Origin of the sequence: Marivivens aquimaris (assembly GCF_015220045.1) — a bacterium.
Taxonomy (GTDB): Bacteria; Pseudomonadota; Alphaproteobacteria; order Rhodobacterales; family Rhodobacteraceae; genus Marivivens; species Marivivens aquimaris.
This window is the reverse complement of sequence record NZ_JADBGB010000005.1, coordinates 1-18,811: the sequence shown is the minus strand read 5'-3', so window position 1 is coordinate 18,811 and position 18,811 is coordinate 1. Positions and strand designations below refer to the sequence as shown.

At 60.3% G+C, this 18,811-nt stretch carries 24 protein-coding genes; 10 read left to right on the top strand and 14 right to left on the bottom strand.

The features are described 5' to 3' along the window. The first annotated feature begins 259 nt into the window (after positions 1 to 259). Complete coding sequence (locus IF204_RS18775) at positions 260 to 922, top strand: L,D-transpeptidase (protein ID WP_071167357.1); 663 nt, start codon at positions 260 to 262, stop codon at positions 920 to 922. A 47-nt stretch (positions 923 to 969) separates the two neighbouring features. Here IF204_RS18775 and IF204_RS18770 read toward each other — a convergent pair whose 3' ends face one another. Continuing rightward, positions 970 to 1,254 carry a hypothetical protein gene (locus IF204_RS18770; protein ID WP_010138178.1) on the bottom strand — a complete coding sequence of 95 codons (285 nt, stop codon included), beginning with the start codon at positions 1,252 to 1,254 and terminating at the stop codon, positions 970 to 972. Positions 1,255 to 1,436: 182 nt separating this feature from the next. On the opposite strand from IF204_RS18770, the gene IF204_RS18765 reads away from it, so the two are divergent. Together IF204_RS18765 and IF204_RS18760 are read left to right on the top strand one after the other, a co-directional pair. After that, positions 1,437 to 3,791 carry a heavy metal translocating P-type ATPase gene (locus IF204_RS18765; RefSeq protein ID WP_071167356.1) on the top strand — a complete coding sequence of 785 codons (2,355 nt, stop codon included), beginning with the start codon at positions 1,437 to 1,439 and terminating at the stop codon, positions 3,789 to 3,791. A 63-nt stretch (positions 3,792 to 3,854) separates the two neighbouring features. Further along, on the top strand, positions 3,855 to 4,367 hold the full coding sequence (locus tag IF204_RS18760; RefSeq protein ID WP_018001713.1) for a L,D-transpeptidase family protein: 513 nt from the start codon (positions 3,855 to 3,857) through the stop codon (positions 4,365 to 4,367). A gap of 9 nt (positions 4,368 to 4,376) precedes the next feature. Here IF204_RS18760 and lnt read toward each other — a convergent pair whose 3' ends face one another. The 10 genes from lnt to IF204_RS18710 are packed head-to-tail and all read right to left on the bottom strand — an operon-like array spanning position 4,377 to position 11,835. Continuing rightward, the gene (gene lnt, locus IF204_RS18755) at positions 4,377 to 5,954 is read right to left on the bottom strand and encodes an apolipoprotein N-acyltransferase (RefSeq protein WP_194098611.1); all 1,578 of its coding nucleotides are present in this window, start codon (positions 5,952 to 5,954) and stop codon (positions 4,377 to 4,379) included. Beyond that, positions 5,921 to 6,379, bottom strand: coding sequence for a signal peptidase II (gene lspA / locus IF204_RS18750; RefSeq protein ID WP_018001715.1), 459 nt, complete (start codon positions 6,377 to 6,379; stop codon positions 5,921 to 5,923). Before lspA ends, lnt begins: the two co-directional genes overlap by 34 nt. Positions 6,380 to 6,407: 28 nt before the next feature. Continuing rightward, positions 6,408 to 7,190 (bottom strand): ZIP family metal transporter, encoded by a 783-nt coding sequence (locus IF204_RS18745; RefSeq protein ID WP_194098610.1) that lies wholly within the window; start codon positions 7,188 to 7,190, stop codon positions 6,408 to 6,410. Positions 7,191 to 7,202: 12 nt separating this feature from the next. Beyond that, positions 7,203 to 7,658, bottom strand: a complete 456-nt coding sequence (locus IF204_RS18740) for a DUF411 domain-containing protein (protein WP_194098609.1) — start codon at positions 7,656 to 7,658, stop codon at positions 7,203 to 7,205. Positions 7,659 to 7,661: 3 nt separating this feature from the next. Beyond that, positions 7,662 to 9,035, bottom strand: a complete 1,374-nt coding sequence (locus IF204_RS18735; RefSeq protein ID WP_026155631.1) for a M23 family metallopeptidase — start codon at positions 9,033 to 9,035, stop codon at positions 7,662 to 7,664. Further along, positions 9,032 to 9,658, bottom strand: a complete 627-nt coding sequence (locus tag IF204_RS18730) for an SCO family protein (RefSeq protein WP_026155632.1) — start codon at positions 9,656 to 9,658, stop codon at positions 9,032 to 9,034. The genes IF204_RS18735 and IF204_RS18730 overlap by 4 nt, the downstream gene beginning before the upstream one ends. Beyond that, positions 9,658 to 10,125, bottom strand: coding sequence for a copper chaperone PCu(A)C (locus IF204_RS18725; RefSeq protein ID WP_194098608.1), 468 nt, complete (start codon positions 10,123 to 10,125; stop codon positions 9,658 to 9,660). The genes IF204_RS18730 and IF204_RS18725 overlap by 1 nt, the downstream gene beginning before the upstream one ends. Before the next feature lie 23 nt (positions 10,126 to 10,148). Continuing rightward, positions 10,149 to 10,808, bottom strand: a complete 660-nt coding sequence (locus IF204_RS18720; protein ID WP_194098607.1) for a DsbA family protein — start codon at positions 10,806 to 10,808, stop codon at positions 10,149 to 10,151. Beyond that, a complete protein-coding gene (locus IF204_RS18715) occupies positions 10,805 to 11,227 on the bottom strand; it encodes a disulfide bond formation protein B (protein WP_018001722.1) in 423 nt (140 codons plus the stop codon). The genes IF204_RS18720 and IF204_RS18715 overlap by 4 nt, the downstream gene beginning before the upstream one ends. A gap of 5 nt (positions 11,228 to 11,232) precedes the next feature. Then, a complete protein-coding gene (locus IF204_RS18710) occupies positions 11,233 to 11,835 on the bottom strand; it encodes an SCO family protein (RefSeq protein WP_018001723.1) in 603 nt (200 codons plus the stop codon). Between the two features lie 171 nt (positions 11,836 to 12,006). Here IF204_RS18710 and IF204_RS18705 point away from each other — a divergent pair, with 171 nt between their 5' ends. From IF204_RS18705 to IF204_RS18685, 5 genes are all read left to right on the top strand, one after another. After that, positions 12,007 to 12,435, top strand: a complete 429-nt coding sequence (locus IF204_RS18705; RefSeq protein ID WP_013959865.1) for a MerR family transcriptional regulator — start codon at positions 12,007 to 12,009, stop codon at positions 12,433 to 12,435. Positions 12,436 to 12,538: 103 nt separating this feature from the next. Then, entirely contained in the window at positions 12,539 to 13,117 is a 579-nt protein-coding gene (locus IF204_RS18700; RefSeq protein ID WP_194098606.1) for a cation transporter, read from the top strand. Positions 13,118 to 13,212: 95 nt separating this feature from the next. Further along, a complete protein-coding gene (locus tag IF204_RS18695; protein WP_071167460.1) occupies positions 13,213 to 13,968 on the top strand; it encodes a transglutaminase-like domain-containing protein in 756 nt (251 codons plus the stop codon). Beyond that, positions 13,958 to 14,923, top strand: a complete 966-nt coding sequence (locus tag IF204_RS18690) for a cation diffusion facilitator family transporter (protein ID WP_010138164.1) — start codon at positions 13,958 to 13,960, stop codon at positions 14,921 to 14,923. The genes IF204_RS18695 and IF204_RS18690 overlap by 11 nt, the downstream gene beginning before the upstream one ends. After that, positions 14,895 to 15,257 carry a SpoIIAA family protein gene (locus IF204_RS18685; RefSeq protein ID WP_194098605.1) on the top strand — a complete coding sequence of 121 codons (363 nt, stop codon included), beginning with the start codon at positions 14,895 to 14,897 and terminating at the stop codon, positions 15,255 to 15,257. Before IF204_RS18690 ends, IF204_RS18685 begins: the two co-directional genes overlap by 29 nt. Before the next feature lie 266 nt (positions 15,258 to 15,523). Here the strand turns inward: IF204_RS18685 and IF204_RS18680 are convergent, their stop codons facing one another. Together IF204_RS18680 and IF204_RS18675 are read right to left on the bottom strand one after the other, a co-directional pair. Further along, positions 15,524 to 16,366 (bottom strand): hypothetical protein, encoded by an 843-nt coding sequence (locus IF204_RS18680; protein ID WP_008336115.1) that lies wholly within the window; start codon positions 16,364 to 16,366, stop codon positions 15,524 to 15,526. Positions 16,367 to 16,602: 236 nt separating this feature from the next. Then, positions 16,603 to 17,256, bottom strand: a complete 654-nt coding sequence (locus IF204_RS18675) for a hypothetical protein (RefSeq protein WP_228069665.1) — start codon at positions 17,254 to 17,256, stop codon at positions 16,603 to 16,605. A 474-nt stretch (positions 17,257 to 17,730) separates the two neighbouring features. Between IF204_RS18675 and IF204_RS18670 the strand changes: the two genes are divergently transcribed. Next, positions 17,731 to 17,973: a type II toxin-antitoxin system ParD family antitoxin gene (locus IF204_RS18670; RefSeq protein ID WP_194098604.1), complete on the top strand. Its 243-nt coding sequence runs from the start codon at positions 17,731 to 17,733 to the stop codon at positions 17,971 to 17,973. Between the two features lie 5 nt (positions 17,974 to 17,978). Next, positions 17,979 to 18,299, top strand: coding sequence for a type II toxin-antitoxin system RelE/ParE family toxin (locus tag IF204_RS18665; protein ID WP_194098603.1), 321 nt, complete (start codon positions 17,979 to 17,981; stop codon positions 18,297 to 18,299). A 14-nt stretch (positions 18,300 to 18,313) separates the two neighbouring features. Here IF204_RS18665 and IF204_RS18660 read toward each other — a convergent pair whose 3' ends face one another. Further along, the gene (locus IF204_RS18660; RefSeq protein ID WP_194098685.1) at positions 18,314 to 18,541 is read right to left on the bottom strand and encodes a hypothetical protein; all 228 of its coding nucleotides are present in this window, start codon (positions 18,539 to 18,541) and stop codon (positions 18,314 to 18,316) included. Between the last annotated feature and the right edge of the window lie 270 nt (positions 18,542 to 18,811).

The following is an 18,811-nucleotide window of genomic DNA, read 5'->3' as shown; positions in this document are numbered from 1 at the left end:
ACCAAAACCGATCCACCGGGGGACCAATTCGGCAAATCTGTCCTACTCCGCCCCCTGACTCCCGCTTTACCACGCTAATTCGGACCTGACCTAGTTGGCCGTTAACCCGCCCGCAAGGCAAGCATGTGCTACCAGGGTCGCGTGCAAGCGTTCACGAAAATTTACCCTTGAACCTCTAGCCACTAGAAGTCCTATCTAGTCGACGAGAATTTATATCGTTCTTGCCATTGATCGCCGGTGGGAACCGAAAGGGTACGACATGCTGACAAGACGACACTTTATTCAAACGACAACAGCGCTCTTTTCGGCGACTGTGGCCAACCCTGTGTTTGCCGATAGCTGGCCCACCGAGGCGCAGAAGGCTGAATGGGACGCGCAAGTCAGCCCGCCCGGCTTCGATCCGGCCACGTCAAACCCTTGGGGACTACACCCACGTTTCTTGCCTCAGCGTGTGGACGCGAAAAACGGCCTCGTGCCGGGAGACATCCATGTCGATGCGGTCGCGCGGTATCTCTACCACATTGAGGAGGGTGGAACCGCGATGCGCTACGGCGTGGCGATCGCGCGGGGCAACCTCTACGAGCCGGGTGTTTATAACATCAAGCGCAAGGTCAGGTGGCCGCACTGGACGCCAACACAAAACATGATCGAACGCGATCCCGTGAACGCACAATGGGCCGATGGGATGGAACCAGGGCCGGAAAACGCTCTCGGGTCACGGGCGCTCTATCTCTATGTCGGTGATCGCGACACCTATCTTCGGATACACGGCACACCCTATCCGAGAAGCATCGGCGGTCGTGCGAGTTCGGGTTGCGTGCGGATGGTTATGGCACACATCAACGAGCTTTATCCGAACGTCGAGATCGGATCGACAGCACATCTTTATTCGGCTGAGGACAGCGTTACCGCGAGAAGTTGAATGAGGTAATTAACTCTCAGCGCATTGATGTGACGTGCGGGTCGTCGTCACACTTCCCGCGCGACGCAGATAGGGTTGCCGTTCGCCGTGCGCAGCGGCAGCAAGGTCGTTTCAACGGGGCCGCTGTGTTCGTACCAGTAGCACCCGTCCTCGGGCACCAAGCGCGCGGTTGCAACATCCTGATCCGGGGCAGCCATTGCAATCACGGCTTCGGGAACGTTGCCCCGCCGGTCTGCCGAGTCGCCCGGTCCAGTCGGCTGGATTGCGCACCCGGCCGTAAGAGACAGCGCCACTGCAACAATTATTTTTTGCTTCAGCATCAAAACCCGCATCAAGCTTCCTTTCGTGTCTGTTTTTCTTTGCATCGGCTTTTCATGCCTCAAGGCGTGATGGAGCCGATCGCCGCATCCTCTAGCAATAAAACAAACTGAAATACCACCGTATTTTGCTCTTGAAGCTCTAGCTGCTGTAGGGGTTATGCCATGGTAAAGCACCCGAATCCAGAGGTCCATTCATGCCGTCCGACACCCATCGTCACGACCACGATCACGCCGAAGATGCCCAGACAAGCGGCGGCAGCTGCTGCGGGGGCGCCGGAACGTGCGGCGACATCGTTCCGACGACGCCCGCGCCATCGGGCGGGCGCAGTTTTCAGGTGTCCGGCCTCGATTGCGCCGAGGAGGTAGCAATCCTGAACAAGGTGGTCGGCCCGAAGATCGGCGGGGCCGAGCATCTCGCGTTCGACGTGATCAATGGGCGGATGACTATTCTCGACAGCGCCAAGAGTTTATCGGACGGCGAAATTGCAGAACTGGTCGCAAGCACCGGCATGACCGCCAAGCCTTGGGATGCCGAGAACGCGTCGGTCGACCAGGCGGCCCATCTTGCAAGACAGCGGCTGTTTACGGCGCTCAGTGGAGGCTTCTGGGCCGCAGGATTTCTGTGGCACATCATCGAGACCGGCATGGGCGGGGCGCTCGGCCTCTTCGCGGGTCACGGCGAAGCGCCGATGCCACTGGTCGAGGCAGGGCTGTTCGCGGTTGCGATCCTGTTCGGTGTCTGGCTCGTGGCACCCAAGGCATGGTCGTCCGCTCGGCGGCTGTCGCCCGACATGAACCTGCTCATGGTGGTCGCCGTGGCCGGTGCCATCGGGCTTGGCGAATTTTTCGAGGCGGCGACAGTCGCGTTCTTCTTTTCGCTCTCGCTCTACCTCGAAAGCTGGAGCGTCGGGCGTGCGAGGAATGCGGTTTCAGCTCTGCTCGACCTCGCGCCGCCGACGGCAAGAGTTCTTCATGATGACGGCTCGGAAGCGGACGTTCCGGCTTCTGCGGTTGCTATCAACGCACGTTTCATCGTGCGCGGCGGAGACCGCATCCCATTGGATGGTGAGGTTGTCGATGGGGCAGGGGCCGTCGATCAGGCGCCGATCACCGGAGAGAGTGCGCTGGTCCCAAAGGAACGGGGCGACGAAGTCTATGCCGGTACGATCAACGGCGAAGGCACACTGACGGTGCGCGCCACGAAGGCCGCCTCGGACACCGTGTTGGCCAAGATTATCCGCATGGTCGGCGACGCCCATGCCCGCCGCGCGCCGGTGGAGCAGTGGGTGGCGAAATTCGCCCGCATCTATACGCCTATCGTCATGGCTCTCGCCATTGCAATTGCCCTGCTGCCGCCGCTCATTTTCGGGGGGGCCTGGGATTATTGGTTCTACAATGCACTCGTGCTGCTGGTGATCGCTTGCCCATGCGCTCTGGTCATCTCGACACCGGTCTCCATCGTCGCTGCACTCACCGCCTCAGCGCGGGCCGGGGTGCTGATCAAGGGCGGTGCATATGTTGAGGCACCGGGCAAGACCACTGCACTGGCCATGGACAAGACCGGCACGATCACCATGGGCGAGCCCGAGGTGGCGGCGGTGCATCCGCTGGGCAAAGCATCGGCGCAAGATCTGATGACCCTCGCCGCTGGGCTGGAGGCACGTTCCTCGCATCCCTTGGCGCGCGCCATTCTTGCGCGGGCAGAAGCCGACGGCATCAAGGTATCCGCCGCGGAAGATACCCGAACCGTTCCGGGCAGGGGACTTGAAGGACGCACAGACGGCCGGTCGATCTGGCTGGGGTCGGACCGGTTTGCCGAGGAGAAGGGTTTCGGCGACGCCATTCCGAAGGATTTGCGCGACCGCATCGAAGGGGCTGGCAGCACCCTTGTTGCCGTGGGCGACGACACCGGTGTCACCGGCATCTTGGAATTGCGCGACCGTATCCGCCCGGATGCCAAAGGCATCGTGGCGCAGCTTCACGCGCAGGGTGTGAAGACCATCGTCATGCTGACCGGTGATAACGAGCGGACAGCGCGCGCTGTTGCAGCCGAGGTCGGCATCGACGAGGTCCGTGCCGAGCTTCTGCCCGAAGACAAGGTGACTGCCATCGAAGAACTGGTCGAAACGCATGACATGGTGGCCATGATCGGCGACGGGGTCAACGACGCCCCGGCCATGGCGCGCGCGCATTACGCCATCGCAATGGGTGCCGTTGGTTCGGACGCGGCAATCGAGACGGCGGATATAGCCCTGATGACCGACGATCTCGGCAAGGTGCCTTGGCTGATCGGTCATTCGCGCCGGACAATGTCGATCATTCATCAGAACATCGGTATTTCCTTGGCGACCAAGGGCGTTTTCGTTGTCGCTACCGCGTTCGGACTGGCATCGATGTGGGGCGCGATTGCAGCCGACGTAGGAGTGTCATTGCTGGTGGTGGCCAATGCCCTGCGCCTGCTGAACAGCCAAGAGGCCAAGGCGCCGCCGTCCGGCGGTGAGCAGGTTGGCCCACAGATGGCAAAGGCCGCGCTTGCCCACGGACATTGATCACGCAGCATTTGCAAGGTAACGTAATGTCCATAACAGACCTCACGAAAGAGGCATCGAGCAGTGAAAACCATCCGATTTCCCCGCCGCGCCGTCCTGTTGGGCGGGCTGGTAGCGTTTCTGTCCGGGTGTGCCAGCAAGTTCCGCAGCTATGACGGACCCGAAGTCACCCGTGTTCGGCTTTACAAGGGACAGCGCTTGCTTGTTCTCGACGGAGCCGATCGCGTCTTGCAAACCTATCCGGTCGGGCTGGGTTTCGCTCCTGAGGGTCACAAACAATTCGAGGGGGATGGCCGGACTCCGGAAGGAGTTTACACAATCGACAGGCGAAACCCCAACAGCACCTACCATCTTTCGATTGGCATCTCTTATCCGAACGAGGCCGACATCGCCTTTGCCGAAGCGCAGGGCCTTTCCCCCGGCGGCGACATCTTCATCCATGGTGGCCCACGCCCCGGCATCGACCCGACAAATGTCCGCGACTGGACAGCTGGCTGCATCGCGGTCACGGATCGGGAGATCGAGGACATCTATGCAATGGTGAAGGACGGGACACCTATCCACATCTTTGCATGACGGTCTTTCTCATGCGGCGGTAGTGAGCCGTCGCATTGGCGCCATTGCCCAGCTCCACGAAGCCAAGATGAGCGCCAACAGCATCCAGTCCCCGAAGCTCGCGTAGAGTGTCGGCGGTCGCGCGGAGGGCAGGCTAGCGTCGATGATGCCCGTTTCGCCGGTATCGAGCCGCGCAACGATCTCTCCGCTCGCGTCGATGACCGCAGAGATGCCCGTATTCGCGGCTCGGATGACTGGAAGGCCTTCCTCTACGGCGCGCATACGTGCGGAAGCCAGATGCTGCTCGGGTCCGATGCTGGTGCCAAACCAGGCATCGTTTGTCGCGTTGAAAATCCAGTCCGGCCGGAACAGGTCGTCGACCACATGCCCTGGGAAGATGATCTCATAGCAGATCGCCACGGCGACCAGCGGCACACCCGGAAGCGCAAGCGTTCTCGGGCCCGGTCCGGGCGTAAAATCGCCCAGACCCGCCGTGAGCCGCTCGATGGGCAACCAGCCGCGGAATGGCACATATTCGCCGAAGGGCACGAGATGGTGTTTCGCGTATCCGGTCAGGATCTCGCCGGTCTCGTCAAATGCCTGGACCGTGTTGAAATATCGGGTGCCATCCTCGCTCGGTACACGGTCCGGCACACCGGTAAGCAGCACTCTGCCGTCTGGTAGCGCTGCGGCAATGCGGGCCCGTGCCTCCGTATCCTCATCGAGGAAACCCGGAAAGGCGGTTTCCGGCCAGAGAAGCACGTCGAAATCGCCGGGCCGGGTTGAAAGCTCAAGATAGCGCGCGAAGGTCGCCTCGCGGTTCTCGGGAGCCCATTTCTCCTCTTGTGGAATGTTGCCCTGGACGATGCGCAGGTCGACACCGGGTGGCTGTTGTGCATCCGACTGGAGGCGCAGCGTGCCGACAGCCCACATCGTCGCGATTCCGGCCAGCGCCATGAGCGAGATGGTCAATCGTTGCCGCCCGGACGCCATAGCAGCCGCGCCAGGGAGTACCGCGACGAACACGGTGAGAAAGCTTAGCCCATAGCTTCCGACCCAGGCGGCGGTCTGGCGAAGGGCGGCGTAGTCTACAAGTGCGTAACCGGCCAGGTTCCAGGGAAACCCTGTCAGAACGTGACCACGCAACCACTCGGCCACGGTCCAGGAGGTCGCGAACAGGAGGCAGGCCAAGAGACTGCCCATGGCTCCGCGCCGCGCGATTTCGGCAAAAAGCGCAGCGGCAATGGCTGGGAAAATCGCGAGACCTGCGGACAATCCCGCGACCGCCGGAATCGCCATCGTCCCAAACCGCTCGGCCTCGACGTAGAAACTTTCCGCGATCCACCAAATCCCGAAACCGAACTGGCCGAGACCAAACGCCCAGCCGACGAGGAAAGCGCGCCCGAAGGAGAGATCGCGAAGCCCGACAAACAACGCGGAATAGGCAACGGGAACGAGCAGGAGAATCGAATGAGGCGGGAAAGTCAGAACGGTCATCGCCCCGGCGGCGAAACCAAGCGTCATCCGCGAAAGCAAACGGTGGCGCAGAGCGATGCGGTTCAGAATTTCCGGCTTCACGACTTGATCGAACGCCGCGCGCTGATCCATGGCGCGGCGAGCAAGAGCCCCACGCCACTGACGACAAATACATCGGCCAAGTTGAAGGCAGGCCAATGTGTTGTGCCAATGTAGAAATCGAGAAAGTCTGTTACAGCCCGATACCGCACACGATCGATGACATTGCCCAGGGCTCCGCCAATGATCGCACCGTAGGCAAGCGTTTCCACCGCATTGTCGGCGCGAAACAGCATAACCCCCAGCCAAACACAGATGGCAAGAGCGAAAGCGATGAGGCTCCACCACGGCGCGCCGCCCAACATCCCGAAAGTCACGCCGTCATTACGATAAAAGACGAGGTTGAATCCCGGAAACACGGGAATTCCGGCGCTTAAAGTGACGGCATTCGCAACGACAATGGCTTTGGTGATCTGATCGATCGCGAACGCAGCAAGTGCTGCGAAGACGCCGATCATCGGAGATACCTTGTTTAGTGACATTGCCTCATCCCAACCAGACATCAAGGAACAGCATCAGAACGAGCCCGACTGCGAGACCGAGCGTCGCCCTGTTCTGATGGCCGCTGCGATGGGTTTCGGGGATGATTTCGTGGCTAATGACGTAGAGCATTGCGCCCGCGGCAAAGGCCAGACCCCATGGAAGCAGCGGTTCCGACAGTGTGATGATGCCGGCCCCGAGCAAACCGCCAATCGGCTCGATCATGCCCGTCAGCGCCGCGATGCCCCAGGCGCGCAGCTTCGGATATCCCTCGCCCAGCAGAGATACAGCGACGGCCAATCCTTCGGGCGCATTCTGAAGCCCGATGCCGATGGCGAGCGGCAGACCGCCCTCCATACCTCCGGATCCGAAGCCGACCCCAACCGCAAGGCCTTCGGGGAAGTTGTGGATCGTGATTACGATGATGAACAGCCAGACCCGCCGCAAAGACGCCGCTTCGGGCCCTTCGCGTCCCGTCTTGAAGTGCTCGTGCGGCAGCTTTTCGTTCATCAGGGCGACAGCCCCCATGCCCAGAAGAATCGAAACGCATACGATGGCCGCAGGCATCGCGCCGTTTTCGAACATCGGCTCCGCCGCATCCAATGCCGGGATGATCAGCGAAAAGAAAGAAGCGGCGAGCATCACACCGGCAGCGAAGCCGAGCGACAGATCGCGTGTGGCCCGAGACGGGATGCGCCCGAACAGCACGGGAACTGCTCCGACTGCTGTGAGCGATCCGGCGGCAAGACTTCCGAGAAAGCCGAGCATTATCGGAGACAGATTTTCCATGGGCGGGCCAGATTATCCTTCGGCGTAGCTCGAAAAGACTTCCGTCGACCCGTCCTTGCGGACGAGGAAGACATCATAGGCCTCGCGGTCGTCTTCTGGCCCCATGCCGGGCGAGCCATAGGGCATCCCCGGAATAGCGAGGCCGACGGCGTCCGGGCGCTCCTCGAGAAGGCGGCGGATGTCAGCGGCCGGTACATGGCCCTCGATCACGTAGCCGTCAATGAGCGCGGTGTGGCAGGAGACCATGCGCTGCGGCACGCCGTTGTCTAGCTTGAAGCGCACGAGAAGCCCGCCGAACATGTCCTGGCCGGTCGGCACAAACCCGTTCTCTTCGAGATGTTTCATCCACGAGAGGCAGCAGCCGCATCCGTTGGTCTTGCGGACGTCGATCGCCGTTGCCTCTGCGAGGGCCTGGGCCGCTGGGAACAGGGCGAGCGTGATGGCAAGAACTTGTGTCATGCGTTTCATGGGTCAGAGCCTTTCGGTTGTCGTTTTGGCAATCTCGCTGCCGAGGTTTTCATTCAGAAGCGCCCGCGCCTCGGCCAGACGCGAGAGCGCGGCGGTATCATCCGCATCGCTCTCGGCCGCTTCGGCGAGCCGGTCGTCAGAGAGGGGGTCAGTCGGGCGCCCATCCACGAGCACCTCATAGTGCAGGTTCGGACCTGTCGCCGTGCCAGTCGCGCCGACGCGGCCGATCACGTCTCCCGCCGCAACGCGTTGGCCTTGTGCCAAGTCTTCCGGCACGGCGCTCAGATGCGCGTAGCGCGTCATGGTGTCGGAGCCGTGCAAGATTTCGACCACGCGACCATATCCGCCGCGCCAGCCGATGAAATTGACCCGCCCCGGTGCCGTCGCTTGAACCGGTGTCCCACGTGCCGCTGCAAAATCGACGCCGGTGTGCATCCGGACGTTGCCAAAGACCGGATGCGTGCGGCGTCCGAACACCGAGCTGAGGCGCGCACCCTCGACCGGCTGTGCGAAGACGCGCAGCACCTCGCCATCGACGTAGATCGTCGCCTGACCGCTGCCGTCGTCCGGCCATACGATCTCGTAAAGCGAACCGCCGATCTCCAGTGCGGCGAAGGCGAGTTCGGGCTGTCCGATCCTGTCCTCTCCGACCCGCGCCTCACGCCAGAGAAGCCTTAGTGTTTCGCCACCGGCCATCTCGCGGCGGAAATCCACGGTCCCACCCAGCATCTGCGCAAGGTCCACGGAAAAACGGGCGGGTATGCCGGCTTCGTCGAGTGCCGCGAAGATCGAGCTGTCGATCATGGCTTCGCCGGCAAGGGTTACGATTTCCGGATCCGGAGCCACGACCTGCGTGGACATCTGCTCGCCGAAAACCACCTCGATCCGAACCCCGTCCTCGACGGCGAGTGAGACGGTGCGGGGGCTGCCGTCCACGGTCGAAGCGACAGTGACCGAGTGCCCCGGCCGCAGCCGTCGCAGATCGTATTCCGCACCAAGCGCGAGGGCAACTTCGGCTCTGTCAGGTGCCGCAAGACCGGCCTCTGACAGCAAGAAATCGAGCGTTTCGCCCGGAGCAATGTCGCGCGACCACGTCGACAGGGGTGGCTCGATCGCTTGCACCGGCCTGTCGGCAAACGCGGCCTGCAGAAGGGGCAGCGGGCTGAGGTCGGGTGCATCGTCTGCCCATGCCGCCGCGGGCAGCGTCACGGGGATGTCAACGTTCTGGGGGGCTTCAGGACCTTGGGGCATCCAGCTACCTGCCTGGGCAAGTTCCGGCGGCACGGGTTCTTTCGACATGGAATCAGAGATGGCGATAGCCGCTCCCGAAACCGTCCCCGCAATTGCGACACAAGCCGCCAAAGTTCTGAGCCTCATGTCGCCCCCTCCATTTCTTCTTCCAGCGCGCGGCGGATCTTCGGCACCGCGAATTCTTTGGGCTCGTGATAGTCGATCATGGTGACGAATCGCCCAGAGGCTGCGAACAGGAAGACGCTCGCGGTGTGGTTCATCGTGTAATCGCCGCTCTCCGCCGGTACTCGCTCGTAGGTGGCGCGGAAGCCGTCCGCGACGCGCGCTATCTGCTCTTCCGGTCCCGTCCAGCCGCGGATCGCCGGATGGAAGTAGCCGACATATTCGGCCATCGTTTCGACAGTGTCGCGCTCGGGATCGACCGTGATGAAAACCACGTTCATCTCGTCGGCCTCGTCTCCCAGATCGTCGAGCCATCCCGAAATGTCAGAAAGCGTGGTCGGGCAGACATCGGGACAGTAGGTGAAGCCGAAGAACGCCATCGTCGGGCGACCGATCAGGGTTTCCGGCCCGACCGCGTTGCCCTCATGATCCGTCAGACGGAAATCCATCTCGGTCAGGGCAACAGGCCGCTGCCCGACAGGTTCGGGTCCACCGGGTCCATCGACCTGCCACCAACCGACGAAGAGCATCAGGGCGACCGCCCCGACACCAGCCGCGCCGTACCCCAGGACCGCCCGTCGCCGCATCAGTCCTCTGGCCCCCGCGCGGCGATTCCGAGGATCGGCACCTTGACCGTCACTTCGCCTCCGTCGTCGAAAAGCAGGGTCAGCGGAAAGGTGTCCCCTTCCGTCATCGGTTCTTGTAGCCGCATCAGCATTGCGTGCAGGCCCCCCGGTTCGAGCGCGACGCTCTCGCCCGGGGCGATCGCGATCTCCCCCGCCGGGCTCATGGAGCTCACACCTTCGGCATTGGTCTTCGTCTGGTGGATTTCGGGCATCATCGCGAGCGGTGTTGTAAGGCCGATCAGCGTCACCGGCTCGTCGCCAGTGTTGCGGATCGTCATGTAAGCGGCCCCGGGACGGTTCATCCCGATGGAGGCGCGGGACCACGCGTTCTCGACGACAACATCCTCGGGTCCGGCCAGCGCGGGCACCGAGAGCCCTCCAAGGGTCAAAAGCGCGGCCAGTGTGCCAGTCAAAATATACTTTTTCATCGTTCTGATCCTGCCCTTTCCATTCAGCTTTGCGCGGCAGCGACTTCGGCGGCCACCAGACGACGCAACTCTGCCTCCCCGAATGGATCGAGCGGCTTGCCGTTCACAAAGAATGTGGGCGTCTGGCGAATTCCCACGGCCTCGACGTCAGCACGATCCTGGTTAAGGATCGCCACGACACCGGGTGCCAGCATTTGCGTGCGCGCGGCTTCGGCATCGAGTCCGGCCGTGGCGGCGATCTGAAAAATCAGGCCAGGCGCCGGGGCACCGTGCGACGCCCATCTCGGCTGTTCCCGCAGAACGGCCTCGAGCACCGGCACGTAAACGTCCTGCATGCGCGCCGCTTCGAGCACGCGGATGGCTTCCTCGGATGCCGCGCCGTGGAAGGGCGTGTAGCGGATCACGACGCGGACAGCTTCCCCATGCTCGGCCATGATGTCCTTCACGATGGGATGAAAGGCGCGACAGGCCTCGCAGGCCGGATCGAAGAATTCGACGATCGTGACGGGCGCATCCGCAGGCCCGAGGATGGGCGAGTAGGGGCGGATCATCGCCTCCGCAAGTTCCGGAGCAACGGGCTCCGCTTCGGCCACTGGGCCGGGGCGGATTGCAAACCAGGTGGCTCCGCCGAAACCGGCGGCGCCGAGGGCAAGAACGGACAGGATCAGGCCGCGTCGATTCATGTTCGTGTGTCCTTCAATGAAAGGGCCGACAGCGCCCCGATCAGCGCGAAGGCGGCGAGCGCCATCAGCGGGATAGGGATGCCGAAGACCAGTTGGTTGTCATCGGTGCAAGAGGGGCCGGTGGCCGTGCAGGGCTGGACGCGTTCGGGAACAAGACCGACGTACAGCCCCATGTGCCAGAGGGCGATTGCGCCGCCGCCAAGCGCCAATGCGATGCCGTAGCGCCCCACGCGGCCGTCCCGCCACCAAAGGCCGAGCCCGAGGACAATGGCCAAGGGGAACATGAAGGCGCGCTGGAACCAGCACAGCACACAGGGCGTCTGCCCCAGCACCTCGCCGACAAAAAGCACGGCAAGCGAGGCGACGAGCGCGATGATCCACGCCAGCCCGAGGGCTGTTTCTCCGGACATACGGTTCATGTCGGTCAGAACCTCTCTTCCAGATCGGCGAGTATCTCTTCGGCGGAGGTGCCGTAGGGCCACGAGTCGGCGAAGCCCGCGTCGGGATCGAAGAGGAACAAATGCGACGTGTGGCCCATCGTGTAACCATCCGGCGCCGCAGCCTCTTCGACGCGTTCAAAGAAGATCGGAAACGTCTCGGATGTGGCGGCGATCTGTTCCGGCGTGCCGGTCAGACCGATGATGCCCGCATCGAACAGCGGGACGTATTCGGCGAGTGCGGCGGGCGTGTCCCGTTCGGGGTCGATGGTGATGAAAATCGGCTGGACCTTGGCGGCATCGTCGCCCAGACCGTCCATCACCGCCGCGACCTCAGATAGGGTCGTCGGGCAGACGTCGGGGCAGTTGGTAAAGCCGAAAAAAACCAGCATCCAGCGCCCCGCAAAGTCCTCCTCGGTTTGAACCATACCCTGGTGGTCCGTCAGTTCGAACTCAGCGAAAAAAGGCGGCTCGGCGTCAGTTCGGGCGCTATCGGCACGATAATCGGACCATAGCAAGAGCCATACGAAGGCAAGCGCTGCCACGCCTGCCAAAACCCAAAGAAACTTCTGTGCCGATGTAAGGGACAATCCTGTTCGCCTGTTTTTGATTCTTATTGCAAGTGCGGATACATCCTCTAGCCGCTAGAGGTTCAAGCACGAAATCATGGTATAGCTTGAACTCACGCGTCTGTGAAACCGACACTTGTTTATTCCGACGGCAAAACCTACACAAACTGTATCTTTTTCATGGAGGCGAAAATGCTCACGATCGGTACTCTGTCAAAGAAGACTGGCACGAAGGTGCAGACCATCCGGTACTACGAACAGATTGGGCTCATGCCCGAACCTGGCAGGACCGAAGGCGGGCAGAGGCGCTACGACAATGCACAGCTCGACCGGCTGTCCTTCATCCGCCATTCGCGACAACTCGGTTTCTCGCTCGATGCGATCCGCGAGCTGCTCGACCTCAGCGACCATCCCAACCGGCCCTGTGATGAGGCTGATGCCATCGCGCGTCGCCAGCTCAAACAGGTGGAGCAGCGCATGGCCCGCCTGAAGGCGCTGCGCACGGAACTGAAACGCATGGTTCACGAATGCAGCGGCGGGCGGACGGGAGATTGCAAGGTGCTTGAGGTGTTGCGGGACCATTCGGAATGCTTGACCGAACACGAGGAAATCGGGGCCTGAAGGAATTCAGCCAACATTCCGGCTGGAACGCAGATCTGCCGCAGAAGTTAATGTGTCGTACAACACAAGCTGGAACCACAAAATGGCCGCTAGACAAGATTCAATGGAGAGACGGACGCTTTGGATCGTTCTGGCGCTCAATATCGGTTTGGCCGTGGCTTTTTTCGCAACAGGCGCCTTCGGCGACTCAAGTGCCCTGATCGCCAACGGGCTCGATAACCTCTCCGACAGCTTCGTCTACGCGATCAGACTTTTCGCTTTGTCCCGATCCGCCAAATGGAAACGCGGGGCGGCGAACGTTTCCGGCGGGCTGCTGATCCTGTTCGCTGCAGGCATCCTCTACGATGCGTGGCGCCGCTACATCGGTGGGTCAGATCCGCTCGGGACGATCATGATTGCAATGGCCCTGATCGCGGCGGCTATCAACGCAGTCTGCGTTTGGCTGCTCGCTAAGCTCAAAAATCCAAACGTCAATATCCGCGCGGCCAACACCTTCAGTTACAACGATTTCGCCGCGAACCTCGGGATCGTCGTGGCCGGTGGCCTCGTCGCTTGGCTAGGAACCAACTGGCCGGACCTTGTCGTCGGTGTGATCGTCGCCGGGATCGCGGCCTGGGGCGGTATCGACATCCTGCGCGACGCACACGGCGAACACCACAAAGCGGTTCACACGGACAAATAGTTGCGGGAGATTCTTTCTGAAAGAAAGGATTGAAGCTATAGTGACTATAGCAATTAGTCTTGTTCCAAGACGATTCGAGGAGCGACCCGTTGCAGATGATCGACCCCCTACTTGTACCCACCAAACTACTGGATTTTGATGCCGCGCCTCTTGCGCGTCTAATTGAGAACCGCAGCTGGCGCGGCTTATCCGAATACGATCGGATCGGAGCTGCCTATGATTTCGTTCGGAATGAAATCGCGTTCGGATACAATCGAGCTGACGACATCCCCGCATCCGAAGTGCTTTCCGACGGCTATGGGCAGTGCAATACCAAAGGCACGCTCTTGATGGCGCTGCTGCGTGGTGTCGGCATTCGTTGCCGGTTGCATGGGTTTACGATCCACAAAGGCTTGCAGCGCGGTGTTGTCCCTGAGCTGGTGTATCCGCTTGCTCCGCAGGAAATTCTCCACTCATGGGTCGAGATCGAATTTCAAGGTGCCTGGATCAACCTTGAAGGCTTCATCCTGGATGACGCTTTCCTCGATGTCCTGCAAACGTCATTCTCGGACACAGAAAGTCTCTGCGGTTATGGCGCGGGCACGGATTGCCTTGGCGCGCCTCCCGTCGCCTGGAACGGAGAAGATACCTACATTCAGAAAACCGGCATCGTGCAGGATTTCGGCGTGTTTGATACGCCGGACGCCTTCTATTTTTCCCATGAGCAATCCTTTGGATGGCTGCGTGGTGCCCTTTACCGTCATATCATACGCCACTGGATGAATGCGCGCGTTCGTGGTTTCCGCAGCGACCGCCTCAAGACTGACCGACGCGCGACACACGCGCATGAGGAGCCTGCCAATGCCACATGACCACGGGCACGCGCATATCGATCCGGATTCTGGCGATCGGCGGGTTGCCATCGCGATCTGGGCGAACGGGCTTCTTACCGTTGCGCAAATCGTCGGGGGCATATTGTCGGGCAGCCTGGCACTGATCGCCGATGCGCTGCACAACTTTTCCGATATGGCCTCGCTTGTCATTGCCTTTGCCGCACGCAAGATCGCGCGCCGCCCGGCCGATGAGCGCATGACCTTCGGCTATGGCCGGGTCGAAATCGTCGCGGCCCTGATCAACTACACCACCCTCATCGTGATCGGCTTCTATCTGATCTACGAAGGTGGCATGCGCATGATTGATCCACCCGAAGTCATGGGGTGGACCGTCGTCATTCTCGGTGGAATCGCGCTTGTGGTCGACACGCTGACCGCAATGCTGACCTATTCGATGCAGAAGGGGAGCGTGAACATCCGTGCGCTTTTTCTCCACAACCTTTCGGATGCGCTTGCTTCGGTCGCGGTTATCGTCGCTGGGTCGCTGATCATCCTTTACGACATGCGTTGGGTCGATCCTGCCATCACCATCGGCATCGCGACCTACATCCTGTATCTGTCTTTCACTGAAATAGGCGGCCCAATCCGAACCCTGATGCTCGGGAGCCCGCCGGACATCGACAACGAGGCCGTCGTCGAAGCGATGCGGAAAGTCGAAGGCGTCGCCGACGTCCACCACGTCCATCTCTGGCAAATGCAAGAGCACGAGGCTGCGCTCGACTGTCATGTCGTCGTGGCAGCCGAGGGATGGTCGAAGATCGAAGAGATCAAGAGCGCGATCAAGGAGCGGCTGAAGGAAGAATTCGGCATCAGCCATTCCAGCCTCGAATTCGAGCACGAGGATCGCGCTCATCAGAACGCCGATCTCTACGGTCACGGCAACGCAAGTGAAAAGGAGAAGACCAATGTTCAAGGAAACGCTGACCGAGCGTGATGATGTCATCGGGCTCGTCTGCGAAGGCAAGTTGACGGAGACAGAATTCAAGCATATGCACGCGCTGCTTCATGAGCGTCTTGGAACAACCGATAATCCGGGTCTGGTTCTCGACCTTACAAGTTTCGAGGGCTACGAAGAGCCTTCGGCGATGCTAGAAGATCTGAAGGTCGACACCGCCCACGCGAACGATTTCGGTCGCATAGCGGTTGTCGGAGAACGCAGATGGATGGAATGGGGCGCACGGGTGGTCAACCTATTGACGGGCTCCGAGATGCAGTGGTTCGAATCCAGCGATACCGAGTCCGCAATTGCGTGGGCGCGTGACGGGTAGCCAGCGATTCTGCAAGAAAAGGACTCTGGCCTGGAAATTGACATCACATCAGATGCTTCACGATTAATGGAGGAACGGAACGATCTAAATGTAGTCAGCAACATTTGTCTGCTCGGATGAAACAATCCGATGCAGTTTGATGTCGACTTTAGGCTGCATAATAAGTCCCTACGCGCTGAATTCTTCGAAATTTAACATAAACTTCACTATCGGAACTTGACATCTGTAGCGGGGCTTTCATGGACTCCAAGTCCGAGCAAGCGAAGCTACCGGGATATCTCCCCTTCCAGCACCGCTCGTCCGTGCACCGCCAAGGTTGCTGAAAACCTCTGGCACCCAAACTTGCGGATCACATCGAGTACCCGCGCTTCGTAGGCAGCGTGTCCGATCAAGCGACACAAGTCGGACGCGTGGAACTGGCGGTTCGCAGTTGGTGCGGCTTGCATCTGTCTCAGCAATTCGCGCTCTTTGGGATCCGTTATTGGTCTCGCGGGCGGCTTGACCGCGGGACGAGTTGGAGTTCCCCACGAATTTCGCCATCGGCGCATGAAGCCAAGCAGGAAGCCGGCCGGCACCCTGCCGTTGCCTCGGGACCGGTTGAAGGCGAGGAAGCGATCCCAGATGACCTGGGTGTCGATGTTCCAGCAGGGCAACGTGGCCTTCGCTGCTTTGATGAGCTCCGCCCAACTTGTCTGAAAAACGTTCGAACTCGTGGTGATATCGATCAGCCCTGAGAAGATAGTTTTGTTTTTATTATCTCTAGATAGTGATGTGTCGCCTTCACCTGACACGAGATCATGGGTTTCACTCTCCTCGTCGAAAGCGGAAAACCGAAAGATCCAGGGCGCGAACTTGCCATTCGGCTTCGCCCGCTCGAGCTGCAACTCCGAAGCCTCAAGTTCGCTCAGAAGAACCGCAAGATACTGCCGTGAGACACCCATCTTCTCCGCCAGGGCCGAGAGGGTGAAGGCTGCCGTTCCGCGCGACAAACCGTTGTAGCCATCCTTCCAGGCGATGGCATCGAGGATGAGGGTGGCAAGCTTGTGCGCTGCAACAGAGAGATTTGTCTGCGTAATCCGTCGCAGGATCAAGCCGGTCGTAGGTTCCATGGTCGAGGTCTCCTTGGAGATCCGACGCCATGTCGTGAGACAACAACATTCTTGCCAGCAAAACAACTTTGCTGGTTGCAGGTGTTTTAGCGGTGCGCTAGGAAACTCTTGTTCACGGAGTTTTCTAGCACGGCGTCAGGCTTCACGGTCTGGCGTCGTCTCCTTTTCAGGGGTTTTGCACAGCCTCCCGTGCGGGGTTGAGATGACGCGCGCGGCAAAACCGCGCGCAGATTTTGTCAGTAGCGAACCTCTTCAGAGCCATAGTTACCGGCGTGATCGTGCCAGTCGACGAAGACGGAACGGTAGAAGTAGCTCCCGCATCCATTCGGGATGCTCAGGCCGGATGCGGCCGGCACCTGGCCTACGGTGGACCTTGTCCATCGGTAGTCGCCCTGCACGCCGTAGGACCCCAACCGCGTGGAGTCGCTGCGATTACAGTCGCCATCTCGGTTTTCATGCTGGCGGTACTGGATGTGATAAACGCGAATGCTACGCACGAAATCAAAGGCGTCGCCTGAGATGTCGATGTCGGCTTGCTCATCTGCTTGGACGTGAACAAGGGGGATCGGAGTCGATTCCTGCGGTTCGGGCGGATCGCGGAACGTGATGTCATAAAGGCGTTCCATAGGCGACATCGGACTGGGATCGTTGAGCGACACACCCATCGGACACCGCCAGATTTGTAAGGGCGGCTCGATCGGCCATGGCGTGATCCGCCGAATGAAGACCGCTCTGGCATGCGCGCAGGGCGCGGAGGCAGGCCAGCCGCCCGCAAGGCAGAGGAGGATCGCACAGTCGACCTGATAGGCCTGAGCCGGACCTGACGAGGCCATTAGTCCGGATATGCTTAATGCCGTGGCTGTTGCCACGCTGTGGATCACGTGCTTCATGATGCCGACTCCATCTACAATGGTGCAGCGATACGAAACAACATGAATGATAGCAAGGAGATTTGATTGATGATTTCGTCCGATTGTTCGCTTGTGTCGATTGGCGGCTTCCAAGATCTGACGCCGGTTTTGGCTGTTTCGGCGTCCTGAAAGCGGCCAGAATTGCGGACCCATCTCATGTAAATTTCCAAACAAGCATCTGTAACCAAACACAAATATGGCGCTCCAATGCGGCCACGAAAGCGGTCATGGAAGAACAGACCGCATGAGCCCGTCAAACGGCGTGTCGCAGCGCTCATGGCCTCGGGAAGCGCAGTATCGGAAAACTGTCGCGCTTGGTTCTCCGGCTGGAATCCGGAAACAGAAGGGCGGGGCGGAGCAACGATCCTGTGTTGGGGCCTATGTTCGGATCGAACATGCGCTTGAAGATTTATGGCAGTATCTGATACGATTGAGCATGTATAGGAGAGTCCGATGCCAAACGTCCACCTGACCGAACCGATGCAGAAATATGTGCAGGCACAGATCGAATCCGGCGCCTACGCAAATCTGAGCGAAGTCGTGCGCGCCGGCGTCAGGATGCTGATGGAGCGGGATGGCGCCCGGCAGTTCTATGCGCTCAAGGCCGACCTCGAGGAGGCAGCCACCCTGGCCGAAAATGGGGATTTCGCCGAGTTCGATGCTCACGCCTTCGAACCGGATGCGTTTGATCGCTGACCCGCATGACTGTTCGACTTTCCGGTCGGGCCAGGGCCGACCTTGAAGAGATCCGTGCCTACACCGTCGAGACCTGGGGTAGGGACCAATGGCTCGCCTATTACCGCCAGTTGGTCACCGCCTTCGAGCGGATCACTGGGGATCCCGACGCGGGCCGGGACAGGAGTCTCTTTGTTCTTGGGATGCGGTCCGTCAATTGCCAGCGACACGTGATCTTCTACAAGCGGCTCGATGCGGCGGATGGCGCGGCCGTCATCCTGCGCATCGTGCATCAGCGCCGCAACATGCCCGCGCTCGTCTACTACGAGGATCTCGACGGCGGTTGAGCCCATGCGTTTCCTCATTCCAATAGCTCGACCAACCTTCCATAGTCCTCACTGACCTCGCGCGCCTCCTGAAACGCGCGTTGACGCTCGGCATCAAGGCAACGGAAGTATTCCTGGATGTCGGCGATGTAGCCCTCGAAATCAGAACGCAGCAGATCGGCATAGGCACGCATGTCTTCTTGCGACTGGGGCAAGAACGGTCGCTCGGGAGGCACGCAATCTGCTGCCGCGGCTATCGGCATGCTTCCAAGCAGGAACGCGAACAGCAACGGTGCGTTGCGCGCAATAAACAACCGCAGGACAAAACTCCTTTGCCGCCTTTATGATTATCATTCTGTCGGCGATCACCGTTATCGGAGCAAGGCGAACTTCGTCAACACGTTATTATTGCATTGCTATCATTAATGTTGTTTTGTATCGCTCACGGTGTTGCGACCCCGTGGGCCTGATACTGCACCCAGGCAGAACAAGGACCCAAGGGAAGGCCATGATAGAAGAAGCCCCGAATATGG